Annotated in this window: 11 protein-coding genes and 3 pseudogenes; 8 read left to right on the plus strand and 6 right to left on the minus strand. The window is 66.8% G+C overall.

All coding sequences use genetic code 11. The features are described 5' to 3' along the window. Nucleotides 1-68 precede the first annotated feature (68 nt). The 4 genes and pseudogenes from OG905_RS01705 (at nucleotide 69) to OG905_RS01715 (ending at nucleotide 2018) form a co-directional block, all read left to right on the plus strand. Nucleotides 69-347 carry a hypothetical protein gene (locus OG905_RS01705; RefSeq protein ID WP_328665801.1) on the plus strand — a complete coding sequence of 93 codons (279 nt, stop codon included), beginning with the start codon at nucleotides 69-71 and terminating at the stop codon, nucleotides 345-347. Between the two features lie 261 nt (nucleotides 348-608). Beyond that, nucleotides 609-959, plus strand: a pseudogene (locus tag OG905_RS39005) (hypothetical protein); the annotation flags it as partial. A 64-nt stretch (nucleotides 960-1023) separates the two neighbouring features. After that, nucleotides 1024-1431, plus strand: a complete 408-nt coding sequence (locus OG905_RS01710; protein WP_328665802.1) for a hypothetical protein — start codon at nucleotides 1024-1026, stop codon at nucleotides 1429-1431. Between the two features lie 107 nt (nucleotides 1432-1538). Further along, nucleotides 1539-2018: a hypothetical protein gene (locus OG905_RS01715; RefSeq protein ID WP_328665803.1), complete on the plus strand. Its 480-nt coding sequence runs from the start codon at nucleotides 1539-1541 to the stop codon at nucleotides 2016-2018. Nucleotides 2019-2080: 62 nt separating this feature from the next. Here OG905_RS01715 and OG905_RS01720 read toward each other — a convergent pair whose 3' ends face one another. Further along, the gene (locus OG905_RS01720) at nucleotides 2081-3238 is read right to left on the minus strand and encodes an RNA-guided endonuclease InsQ/TnpB family protein (protein ID WP_328681979.1); all 1158 of its coding nucleotides are present in this window, start codon (nucleotides 3236-3238) and stop codon (nucleotides 2081-2083) included. Between the two features lie 23 nt (nucleotides 3239-3261). Here OG905_RS01720 and tnpA point away from each other — a divergent pair, with 23 nt between their 5' ends. Next, a complete protein-coding gene (gene tnpA, locus OG905_RS01725; RefSeq protein WP_328665804.1) occupies nucleotides 3262-3690 on the plus strand; it encodes an IS200/IS605 family transposase in 429 nt (142 codons plus the stop codon). A 145-nt stretch (nucleotides 3691-3835) separates the two neighbouring features. On the opposite strand, the pseudogene OG905_RS01730 reads toward tnpA, so the two are convergent. The 4 genes and pseudogenes from OG905_RS01730 to OG905_RS39010 form a co-directional block, all read right to left on the minus strand. Beyond that, nucleotides 3836-3994, minus strand: a pseudogene (locus OG905_RS01730) (ATP-binding protein); the annotation flags it as partial. 62 nt (nucleotides 3995-4056) lie between these two features. After that, nucleotides 4057-5034: a transposase family protein gene (locus OG905_RS01735; RefSeq protein ID WP_328665805.1), complete on the minus strand. Its 978-nt coding sequence runs from the start codon at nucleotides 5032-5034 to the stop codon at nucleotides 4057-4059. A gap of 87 nt (nucleotides 5035-5121) precedes the next feature. Further along, on the minus strand, nucleotides 5122-5622 hold the full coding sequence (locus tag OG905_RS01740) for a GNAT family N-acetyltransferase (protein ID WP_328665806.1): 501 nt from the start codon (nucleotides 5620-5622) through the stop codon (nucleotides 5122-5124). 572 nt (nucleotides 5623-6194) lie between these two features. After that, nucleotides 6195-6320: a transposase domain-containing protein gene (locus OG905_RS39010; protein WP_443043878.1), complete on the minus strand. Its 126-nt coding sequence runs from the start codon at nucleotides 6318-6320 to the stop codon at nucleotides 6195-6197. Between the two features lie 287 nt (nucleotides 6321-6607). Between OG905_RS39010 and OG905_RS01750 the strand changes: the two are divergent. From OG905_RS01750 to OG905_RS01760, 3 genes and pseudogenes are all read left to right on the plus strand, one after another. After that, nucleotides 6608-6742: pseudogene (locus OG905_RS01750) on the plus strand (IS110 family transposase); the annotation flags it as partial. 215 nt (nucleotides 6743-6957) lie between these two features. Beyond that, entirely contained in the window at nucleotides 6958-7827 is an 870-nt protein-coding gene (locus OG905_RS01755) for an FHA domain-containing protein (protein ID WP_328665807.1), read from the plus strand. Further along, a complete protein-coding gene (locus tag OG905_RS01760) occupies nucleotides 7820-9313 on the plus strand; it encodes a serine/threonine protein kinase (RefSeq protein WP_328665808.1) in 1494 nt (497 codons plus the stop codon). The genes OG905_RS01755 and OG905_RS01760 overlap by 8 nt, the downstream gene beginning before the upstream one ends. Here the strand turns inward: OG905_RS01760 and OG905_RS39015 are convergent. Then, entirely contained in the window at nucleotides 9289-10050 is a 762-nt protein-coding gene (locus OG905_RS39015; RefSeq protein ID WP_443044052.1) for a PucR family transcriptional regulator, read from the minus strand. The genes OG905_RS01760 and OG905_RS39015 overlap by 25 nt on opposite strands. Between the last annotated feature and the right edge of the window lie 1290 nt (nucleotides 10051-11340).

Genomic DNA, 11340 nt, shown 5'->3' on the forward strand with positions numbered 1-11340 from the left:
CCAATTGGCCGGACGCGCTGGCGTTCCCCTTCTCCGCCACCGAGTATTCCGCCGGGTGAGATGCGCTAGTGAACCGCTTCCAGTTCGTCGCTGACCACCAGCGCCGCTTCGGCGTCAAGCGGTTGTGCCAGGTCCTGGGCATCGCCCGCTCCAGCTTTTGCTACTGGGGCAAGCCCGCTCCGGCCCGGGCGACCCGGCAGGCCGCCGACGCCAAGCTCACCGCGAAGATACGCAAGGTGCACCAGGAATCCGACAGGACGTCCGGAGTCCCCAGGGCCACGGCCGAGCTCCGCGGCGAACGAGTGAAACTATCCCGGGCCCGGCCGCGGCGAAGGCTCCCGACCTGATCGGACGCGACTTCACTGCCGAGGCGGTGAACACGAACCACGTCGGCGACATCACGTGTCTTCCGCTCGCGAACGGGACGTTCCTCTACCTGGCTAAGCGGACCCGGGGCAGCCTCACCGGCGCGATCATCCACCCCGACCACTGCGCCCAACACACCTCCGCTGCGTTCGCCGCAGCCTGTGTGAAAGCCAGCGTCCGCCCGTCCATGAGCGCGGTGGGTAGTTCGGCGGACAACGCGCTGGCCGAGTCGTTTCAACGCGACCTTCAAACGGGAAACGCTCTATGGCCGAAAGAGCCGGTCCAGCGACCGCGAGGCTCGTCTCGACGCCTTCCGCTGGCTGCACCGCTACAACACCGGGCGCCGTCACTCCCCGCTCGGGCAGCGCAGCCCGATCGCCTTCGAAACGGCGCTCGAGGAACCATCAGCTACCTGGCCCGAGCCACATAGCCCGTGTCCAGGATTCGAACTAAGGGCCCGACTTGGTAGAGACGTTCGATCGGCAGACGCCGGGTGCTTGGGATCGGCCACGAATGTGCGGCGGTCATCTGATGGCGGACGACAAAGACTTGAACCCCCTGATCATTGCAGGCTTCTGCAGGCAGCTCACTAGCATCGCGGACCACACGAAAGCGCTTGATCAGACCGCAAGCGAACCCACGGAAAGAGAATCTGCAATGATCAGAAATCTCCCGCGGCGTCCCCTGGCCGCGGCGGCGGTCGTGGCCAGGGGCCTGGGCGCCATGGCGGCCGCGCCGCCCGCCCCGGCGGATCAACCCGCCCTCGAACACTGCGTACTGGACCTCGATACGGGACCCCAGACCTGCTACGGCGAGCTCTCAGCCGCGTTCGCCGCGGCGTCCGACGGACAGATCACAGACGCGCCGGACAACCCGAAGGCGGCCTCCCAGGACTCGGGGCTCCAAGGGCTCCGGGAGGAGACACTACGGCTCATGTCGGACTCCGGCGCGAGCAGCCGCGTCGTCGTGGGCACGTTCTTCAAGGACAAGAACTACGGCGGCGGCTCCCTGACCCTCTTCGGCCCCGAACCGGGCAAGGACGACCAGGACTGGGTGGCTTCGTAGGTGAGAACGGAGAGCGGATGTTGGTTGGTCCTGGCATCGTTTCTTGATCGAGATGCTCAGAAAATGTTGATGAGAACTGGCAGCACCCAGAGGGCTAGTGGTCCGGCATGTCGGAGCCGGTGGACATAGTGCGGGCTGTGGACCTGAGACCGGAGCTGCTGCCCCCGCCTGTGAGCAGGCAACGGCTGGATGAGTTGAGTTGCGAGATCGATCGGATCGCTGCCCTGGTGGCAGACCGTTCTGAGGACGCCGACGACGCGATCCGGGCGTTCAATGCTATGACCGGCCACGATTACGAAGCCTTCGACTTCATCGAGTACTACGGAAGCAGCAACGTTGAGGAGTTTGCCAGGGAGGCGGCCCGGCCGGCTTGCCTCCCGGTTGCAGGCATCACGCGGGACGAACTCGTCGAGATCGTCCGCAGAGTCCTCGTTGCCTCCCCGGAGAGCGACTACTACCTGCGGCTCCTCGAAGCGAACGTGCCGCACCCTGGGGTCAGTGGTCTGATCTTTCATCCCCCGGAAGACCTCCAGGATGCATCTGCGGAGGAGATCGTTGATGAGGCCGTCAACTTGACCCGGCCGTGAACGACCGGGCTTGGAGGTAGTGCCCAACTGGCTGCTGGGTTGGCTCCTCCGTCCAGACACCCTTATGTGGCGGCAGGGACGCGTGACTCACGCCCCGCAGTCCACGCAGCCTCGCCGCGTGCGGCGATGTTGCGGGAAGCGTTGCGGTCTGCGTGGGCAACGACCCCGCATGACCGGCAGATGAACAGGGCCTGGTTGACCCGGTTCTTCTTCTCGATGTGATGGCACTCGGCGCATTCCTGGCTGGTGTACGCCGGATCGACGTACACCAGCGGGACGCCCGCCCGGCGTGCCTTGTACTCAAGGAAGGTTCCGAGCTGGTGGAACGCCCAAGAGTGGAGCGCGACCCGTCGGGGCTTGCGGAGCCGTACCCTCTGCCGGATGCCGCCCAGGTCTTCCAGGGCAATACCAGACGAGGTGCGTTCAGCCTCGGTCACGATCAGTTTCGAGATGGTGTGGTTGACGTTCGCGGCGTGCCGCTGTTCCTTGCGCCGCCGGTTCTTCAACCGGCGCTTCGCGCTCTTGGTTCCCTTGGCCTGCAACGTGCGGCGCAGGTCGAGCTGACGCTTACGGTGCCGGTTCAGGCCACGCCCGGCAGCCTTGCAGCCGGTGGAGGTGGTGGCGATGTTGGCGATGCCCAGGTCCACGCCGATAAAGCCATCGGGCTCGTACTGCTCGGCCTCGGGAACCTCGCACACAGCGACCAGGTAGAACACGCCGTCGCGTTCGATGAGGTCGGATTCGCCCTTGCGGTGCTCACGGAGCGTCTTGAGGGCATCCGGGGAGCACGCGAAGCGGACGCCTCGCAGGCGTCCGGCGGTGGTCCAGATGCTGACGGTCTGCGCGCCGTACTGCCAGGACAAACATCTGTCGTCATACGGCTGCGCGGCATCGGGCCGGAAGGCGATCGGCTTGGACTCTGCCTTCCGACGGCGCTTCGAACCCGGCTTGCCGAGGTTGCCTGCCCGCAGGTTCGCCCGCAGCGTGGTGTAGGCGTCCCGGACCTTCTTGATCGTGTGCTGGGCGGCCTGCGCCCCCAAGCCCCGCGACTTCAGCTCGGCGTAGGTGTGCTTGCGCAGCTCGTACTCACGCGGAACGCCGTGATCGAACGCCACACCGGATACCCAATTCGCGGCGTCGTTGACCGCGTGCAGGGTCGCCGACAGCCCGGCGGCCTGGTCGGCCTCCGGTATCAGCTTCACCTGCGTAACGATCTTCACGGGCAAGATCGTAGCATTGATCTATGTCACCACGCTGGGAGCCAAATCCCAACATCCGCAGGGGACGCACGGTCGTCTACACCCTCCACGCACACTTGGTCTTCACACCCAAATACCGGCGCGGGCCGTTCACCGCCGAGATCCTTCGTCGCTGCGAAGAGGTCATGCGCGACGTGTGCACCGACTTCGAAACGGAGCTGGTCGAGTTCAACGGCGAGACCGATCATGTGCATCTGCTGGTGCACTATCCGCCGAAGGTCTCCCTGTCGCGACTGGTCGGCTCCCTCAAGGGCGTATCCGCCCGCCGCCTCCGACAGGAGTTCCCTGCCCACCTCCGCACCTACCTTTGGGGCGATCACTTCTGGTCGCCGTCGTACTTCGCGGCTTCCTGCGGCGGCGCCCCTCTCTCGATCATCAAGGAGTACATCGAGAACCAGAAGCACCCGAACTGAGCAAGACCACGCCAACAGTGCGGACCCGTGGAAACCTGCGGGTCAGCACAGCCCAGAAAGCGCTTCCTCCCCGGCGTGAACGCCCGGGGTTCCGCGCTAGATCACGCTGAAGTACCGGCCGATCGCGCTTGAGCACGAGGCCAAGTCAGCCAGCCGCTTGCTGTTGTTCGGCGCGGGCGCGAGTGGTGGCGAGGCGGTAGGAGTCGGTGCCGGTTTCGATGACGTTGCCGTTGAAGGTGAGGCGGTCGACGATGGCGGCGCAAAGGCGCGGGTCGGTGAAGGTCCTGGTCCAGCCGCTGGATGATTACGACCCGGTCCGCGATTGAGGTCGGGGCGTGCTGGCCTGGCGGTTCGGCTGGTGGTTGATCAGTAGGCCGCCTGTCGGGCGAGAACCAGTTCGGTGCTCGGCTTACGGCGGGTTGGCCGACGGGCGGAGCGGTCCGAGATCAGTGAAGCGATCGCGCGATGGGTCTCGGCGTAGTCCTCACGCCGGCCGGTGTAACGCTGGAGCGGCCGCCATTCCCGCAGTTCGGCATGGGCGTGCTCGACACAGATCCGATCCGAGGACTGGCGTCGGCGCATCTCCCGCCATGCGTACTGATCGCCGAGCGGTGCGTCGTCCTTCGGCTTCTTCGGCGGGGCGCTGACCTGGTCAGGGAATTCGTTGGCCAGACCCCGGTAGCCCTCGTCGACCTCGGCTCCCACTTCCGGGCGGAGCCGGAACTGCTCGGCGATGCCCTCGGTGCGCATCGCGGTCTGGTCGTGCATGCGGCCCGGCCGGTCTGCGCCGGACCACAGCAGACGGCCCTGGCCGTCGCTGACGGTGGTGGTCTTGATGGTGTTCTGCTTCTTCTTGCCCGAGACGCAGGCCCGTCGTCCGGGACGGTTGGCCTTGGGCCGGCGGACCTGGGTCTCGGCTCCGTCGATCCTCAGGCGGACCCCCTCGGCTTCGGCGTAGGCGAACACGTCCGCCAGGGTGCGCAGCCGCACCCCGGGGCGGTCGGGGACAGCGAAGCCGCGCGCCGCCAGCAGCGGGCGGATCTCGCCGATGACGCGGGAGACCGTGGAACGGGCCGTGCCGTACAGCTCGGCGAGCGCAGCGTGCGGGAGCCCCGTGCGCAGGTGGACCAGGGTGACCAGCACCCGGTCGGTGAAGACCAGGTCGTACTTCGGGCCAGCACCGGCCGCCCGTCGCCGCGCAGCACCTCGCCGCTCACGCAGTGCCGACTCGCACTGTGCCAGCCACGAGTCTGCCAACTCCTCGATCAAATCGCCGAGATGTGCACGGGAGACGCCGCAGAAGGCAGGATGGGACAAGGCCGCACGAGCCCACTTCCTGGTCACACACGAAGAACCCGTGCGGCCGCTGTCACGTCACGGCCGTAGAAGACAGCCTCGCGGACCGAGTCGAGGCCGTGGCACCGTCGCAGGTCAGGCTTTCGCAGGAGTGCTCGCCATCGCCCCCGGCGGGCGCATCATGAAGACGTCGATCGCGTCCTGGGCTTCCACGACGAATCCGTGGCGCTCGTAGAGTCGATGGGCGGCACTGCCCTGCAAGACGTTCAAGCCCACGGTCATGCCCTGCGCGTCCGTTCGCTCCAGTACCGTGCGCAACACAGCGGATCCGAGCCCTCGGCCCTGACAGTGCGGAGCAAGGTAGAAGTGCTCCAGCCACTGCCTGCCTTCGGCGGGCAGGACCGTGACGCATCCTGCGAGTTCGCGGTCGATCATGATGATCGAGGTGTGCTGCGGGGAGAAGGAGTCCCGCAGCCGCTGCCGTACCCGGTGCTCGTCGTAGCGCCCAAGGCGTTCCAAGTCCGCACGCATGACCGTGGCCCGCAACTCCGCGATCACCTCGACATCCGCTGTCACCGCAGAACGCAGAGCCCAGCCCGCGGCGTGCGCCGACGTAGTCCGTGCAGGCACTGCCATGTCCGATCGCGTACCGCTCCCCATCACCCCAGCATCCACGGCCGGAGTATCTCAGTCCGCCTGCTCTGAACAGGCACATGGGCATCTCAACCCGAGCCACCCAATCCCACCGCGACCTCAATCGCGGACCGGGTCGTTAGTTCGAGGCGATGGCGACGCTGTTCTTCTGGCGTTCGGTCAGGACCCAATGCCCCGGTTCGACTGCGCGCCCCTGCCCCGCATCGCGGTGGCAGTGCGAGCCGGAGCAGACCTGCTCGCCTCAATCTGGGCGGTGGGATCCTCCACTGAGACGCTCGGTCCCGATGCGGAACGAGCCCTTACCGAGGCCGCCACGAGTGCCGCGCTTCACCTGCTCAGGGTCCGCCATGCTACAGACCTGGAACGCCGCGCCCGCAGCGAACTGTTGCGCTCCCTGCTGGCCGGCGAGCCCGTTTCCCCGACAGCCCGGCTCGGCATCGAGCGCGGCTCCATGACCGTGCTCGCCTTCGAACTGCCTTCCTTGCCCGGGACCTCTGCCGACGTCGGCATCATCGGGCTTCAAGTCGCCGATCTGGCGGCTGCCTGTGCCACGTTCAGCCGGGCAGTCCCGCGGTCAGCTTCTGCCAGACCAGCCGGTAGCCGACCTCCGGGAACAGGCACATCGCAAGTAGGAAGTAGACCCCGACCCGTGAGGGCAGGTCGCGCAGTCGGCGCTGCACGTGCAGGTCTCTTCCAGCACCGCGTCGACGAGATCGAACGGCACGACCCGGGTCAGCTTCCCCAGATGGTCGGGAGCGAACCGGCCCCCGGCCACCGTGAACTCGTGGAAGACAGTCGCCAGGGCACAATGACGTGCAGGCAACGGAGCTCCATACAGCAGACGGTCTTGGCGGACTACATGCTCCAACGGGGCTCCCTTGCTCATGTTCGCTCCGGCGCCGACTCCCATCAACTCGCTTGCCACCAGCACGAATGCCTTAACTACCCGGGCCTTGGGTCAAGGCCCTACGACAAGAAGATCGCCCAGGGAAAGCACCACAGCCAAGCCCTCCTCTGCCTCGCGAGACGACGAGCCGACGTGCTCTTCGCGATGCTCCGCGACGGCACCTTTTACGGCCCCCGACCCAGCCCTATGGGTTGACGAAACCCATAGGGGCGCCCCCCAGGGGCCGGTGTGGCACGCGTCACGTCGCCAGCGACGGGACCGGTACGGCCATACCTGGGGAACGTTCAGAAATGGTGCCAACTGCCCGTTCAGAGCCTCTCAGGTGAGCGGCGTCCTGCTCTCCGACAACGACAGACCAAGGCAACCTTTGGGCTAGGCTTGGCGCACTGTTGCACGAGGGGAACAGGTCCATGACTGAGCCGTTCTTAACAGTGACTTACACAGGTGAACCCGACATCGTATTCGAGTTCGCCAAGGAGGGCGATTCCCGTTTGTTCGGCAGGGACGACACCTCGTGCGACATAGTGATCTGGTCAGCGCTCAACGGCCGCGAGCTCTCCCGGGTCGCCGGAAGAATCTGGCGGATGGAGGGCGAGTTGTGGTTGCGGAACCTGTCCACGACGCACGAGCTCCACCTGCGGATACCTCATATGCCGCCGGAACAGCCACTGCGACGCCGCCGTGACGAGCTGGCACGCGGAGACGCCCGCAGCATTCCCAGGCCCGTGTGCACCGTGCTGGGTCCGGACGGTTGCGAACTTCAGGTACGCCAGGTGAACCAGCCCGCACCCGAGATGTTCACCTACGGCCTGGACAACCCCACCCTCTCCAGGGTCCCCGAAGTCCCCGGCCATCTGCGGCACATAGCCGCAGCTCTGTGCGAGCCGCTCCTTGCCGGCGGGTATTTGCCGGCTTCGTACCGCGAAGTGATGTCACGCATCGGTGAACCGAGCCTCAAGAAGGTCCGCATGCTGGTCGGCGAGCTGTGCACGCACTACACCGATGCCTCTCCCGAGCTGAAGGACCGTTTGCTGGTGCGACTGGTCCGGGAGCAGGAACAACTCGGCATACCCTCGGATCCGCAGTTGCGCCGCGGGCTGTGGACGTTCGGACAGGCCCGGGCGGGAACCACCGAAGACCGGGGCGCGGAGGAGGGCAACCGGCGGCGGGCACTTGCTCTGCCTGACTACTACGAGGTCGCGCAGATACTCGTCTCGCACTTCCGGATCACGGCCGCCGATGTGGAACGGCTCCCCGCGGAGGAGTTCACGGATGGCTGAGCGTGCCATACCGGGGCAGGATCGTCATGTGCCCCTGGGGCCCGCCAATTTCGTGACTCTGGGCGTTTTGGGCAGGGGCTCTTCCTCGGTCGTCCACCGGGCAAGAAGCACAACATTCGACGATGTCGTCGCGCTCAAGGTCTGGCAGCGGTCACTCACCGAGGACGAACGCATCAGATTTCGGCAAGAATGCTCCCTGCACCGTAGGCTGTCAGGCCATCCGAACATCGTTCGCTTTCTGTGGGCTGATGCACCGGCCGATGGTTCGGCGTGGATCGCAACAGAATTGTGCGACGAGTCGCTCGACGATCGACTGCACCGCAGCCCTCCCCTGTCGGACGAGGACGCATTCGAACTCGCCGAGGACGTGCTGTCGGGCCTGGCCGAGATCCACCGGCAGGGTCACATTCACCGCGACATCAAGCCCGGCAACGTTCTCCTGCGGCAAGGAAGGGCCGTCCTGTGCGACATGGGAATTGCCAAACCTGTCGACCGGCACACGCTCAACGCGCCGGCGGGGTCACCGGGCTACCTCGCCCCGGAATTGGGCCGGGGTCGGCAACCCGACCCCCGAAGTGACGTCTACTCGGCGGCGGTCACCCTCTACGGAATCTTCGGCGAGAACCCACCAGATGGCGTCGAACGTCTGCTGACGCGTGCCACCTCCAGCGAACCCGCGGACCGGCCCCCGGACGCCGGTGCCTTCCTGGACCGCCTCCAGGCGGCGCGCGCCAAGTACGCCGCCCCCGCCGCGGAGGACACCGCCCCCCGGCCCGGAGAGCACGGCGACCGCGGGGCGAAACCGACCGAGGTCGACACGTCCGCCACCGAGCCACTCACCAGTCCGTGGGAGCACCGCCCAGGCGACAGCTCTCCCCCGCGTTCGGTCCGTCGCGCACTCATGGTGCTCGCGGTGATCGCGGCCGCGGCCGGATCCATGGCCTTTCTGGAATCCAGGCTGGACAACCAGAACGCCAGCGCGGGAGTCGGCACGAAGTCCCCGACGATTCGGGCGAGTTCGCCCGCGAACTCCAGCTCCCCCGTTCCGTCGACGACACGAACAGCCACCACACCGGCTTCGTCCGCGACCGCCACGGTCACATCTCAACTACAAAGTCTCTCTGCGAGCAAGTGCATGACCGTCCACGGTCCGTCGTTCGACAACGGGACGGGGTTCCAGCTGTGGGATTGCATCAACGTCCCAGAAGAACGATGGGTGTTGACCGGCGACGGGCACATCAAGGGATTGGCCGGCAAGTGTCTCGAGGTGCGACGCGGCCCGCGAACGGAAGAAGCTGGTACCCCGGTGCAGCTGTGGTCCTGCGCGGACACTCCGGCCCAGCAATGGAGTCTCACGTCCGACAGCAGCCTCGTCGGGTACCAGGGAATGTGCCTGGACGTGAGAGGCCCTGAAACCGCGAACGGAACACCGATCGAGATGCGGACGTGCAGCGGAGTTCCTCAGCAGGCATGGCGCTTCTTCTGATGCCGGGCCCGGCACAGGTGCCGCAGTTGCAGCCAGAGCACGAGGCGTTCGTCGGCGTCAGAGAGATTCACGCCGAACAGTTCCGTGATCCGGCGCAGGCGATACCGGAGGGTGTTCTGGTGCACATGGAGCCGGTCCGCGGCGACGGCGATGTCACCGAACGCCTCGAGGTACGTCAGCAGGGACTTGGCGTACTCTGCCTGCTTCTCCGTGTCATGGCGCAGAATCGCGGCCACCGAGCCCAGCCGCAACCGGGGGTCGTGGACGGCGGTGTCGCCGAGCTCCAGCAGGATCGCCTGGCAGCGTACGTCCTCGATGGACGCGATCCGGCAGCCGTGATGCCCTGTTGCGAGCACGGACAGCACCCGGTCGGCATCCTGACGTGAGCGCGGTACCTCCGTGAGGTGGGCCACGGCCGAGCCGATCCCCGCGCGCAACCGGACACGCAAGGACGCCTCTGCCCAGCCCAGGACGGTCCTGGCCAGCGCAACCGCCCCGTGGGCTTCGGGCAGCTCGTCCGGCAGCGGAAGCAGGGCGTAGACGACGTCGCCCTCCACCACACAGGAGGAGCGGGGTGCCATCGTCTCGGCACAGGCGGCAACCAGGTCGGCCGCCTGAAGGCCGACGACATCGGCGGGGGTCTCCGGCGAGGACGGCAGCCAGAAGGCGAGTACGGTCATGCGGCCGCGCTCGATGCCGAGCCTGACCGACGGCGGAGGGTCGAGCTCACCGGCCATCAGGGCGCGCAGCAGTTCACCGCGCGCCTGGCGTTCCCGGTGCGTGGCATGGCGGAGCCTGAGCAGCTGCAGTGCCGCACTCTGGGCGGCCCCGCACAGAACTCGCTCCGTCTCGGGACTGAACCGTGTACCCGGGGACTGGAGCGCCCAGATGGAACCGAGCAGATCCGTTCCCGCCCGCACGGCCACCGCGAGGCGGGGCAAAGGGGAGAGGTCGTCGATCCGGATCACGCCCTGGGTGACCTGGACTCGTCGCCACGCCTGCAGAAAGTCATCGGAAGCCTGCCGCCTGAGGATGGCTTCGCGGCGCAGGTCGTCGATCGGCTGGCCGGGGAGATTGGAGTAGGCGAGCACCCGCCTCTGCGGGTCCTCGATCGTGACGGCACCGCCCACCCTCGCCGCCACGGCATCGGCCAGCGCCGCGAGCTCACCGACACCCGCGTCAGCCGGGGAGGAGCTGGGTGTGCCATGCCGGACCTCGCCCATGGCGGCGCCCAGCAGGGCGTCGACATGCCGCCAGGGGATCTCCTCGGCGATGTCCACCACGGCGACTCCCGCCGCGGTGGCGCTCTCGACCAGCGGCTCGGCCCGTGAACCACGTGTTTTCAGCGCGATCGCCGCAACACCCGCCTCGGCGAGAGCGGGCAGTGCGTCGAGCAGTGCGGTGTCGGCGGGAGAGATTCCGACCGCGATCAGAAGAGCGCCCCGGTGCAGGGGCCCGGCTTGCTCCGTTAGATCCAGGACCGCGTGTGCGGTCACCTGGACGTCGGCCTGCGGCTCAGGGGTGAGGAGTCTGGCTTCGTAGGGTTCGAACAGAGCGAGAATGCCCTTCAGGGACAACTGAGCGTACTCCTCTGTCATCTGACCCCTCTTCTCTTCCGACGCACCGCACGTGAGCGGAGTCCCGCCCCTGCCGGGATTCCGGATCGAAGAGGATTCGGCTGCGTCCGGCAGGGGCGGGAGTTCACATGTGGCAGGTGGCTGCCAGAATGATGAAGACGGCGGATCCGGCCGCGACCGTGAAGACGAACGCGCCCCAGGCTCAAGCGCCGAGAATGCGTCCCACCGCTGCACTGTCCCATTCAGGGGCACTGCGACCGCCGGCCTTCGGCGCTGTTCTCGTCCGAGGTTCCTCGAACGGGCTGTGCTGCTCCCAGGCGTATTTCGAATCGATCGTCATGGAAACCGTCCCAGGTCTGAAGGTTCCTTCGGTCGCCGTCCCCTCAATCACCATCATTGAGCGGTTTCCGTCATCGAGCCACGGCAGGGCTGTCCTGGCCGCCGCCGCGG

It is taken from the genome of Streptomyces sp. NBC_00322 (genome assembly GCF_036147535.1).
In the GTDB taxonomy this organism is placed as follows: domain Bacteria; phylum Actinomycetota; class Actinomycetes; order Streptomycetales; family Streptomycetaceae; genus Streptomyces.

Coding starts and splice junctions, on each gene's coding strand:
- OG905_RS01710 (WP_328665802.1), top strand. CDS start 1,024: ATGATCAGAAATCTCCCGCGGCGTCCCCTGGCCGCGGCGGCGGTCGTG.
- OG905_RS01715 (WP_328665803.1), top strand. CDS start 1,539: ATGTCGGAGCCGGTGGACATAGTGCGGGCTGTGGACCTGAGACCGGAG.
- tnpA (WP_328665804.1), top strand. CDS start 3,262: ATGTCACCACGCTGGGAGCCAAATCCCAACATCCGCAGGGGACGCACG.
- OG905_RS01740 (WP_328665806.1), bottom strand. CDS start 5,622: ATGGCAGTGCCTGCACGGACTACGTCGGCGCACGCCGCGGGCTGGGCT.
- OG905_RS01755 (WP_328665807.1), top strand. CDS start 6,958: ATGACTGAGCCGTTCTTAACAGTGACTTACACAGGTGAACCCGACATC.
- OG905_RS01760 (WP_328665808.1), top strand. CDS start 7,820: ATGGCTGAGCGTGCCATACCGGGGCAGGATCGTCATGTGCCCCTGGGG.
- OG905_RS39015 (WP_443044052.1), bottom strand. CDS start 10,050: ATGGCCGGTGAGCTCGACCCTCCGCCGTCGGTCAGGCTCGGCATCGAG.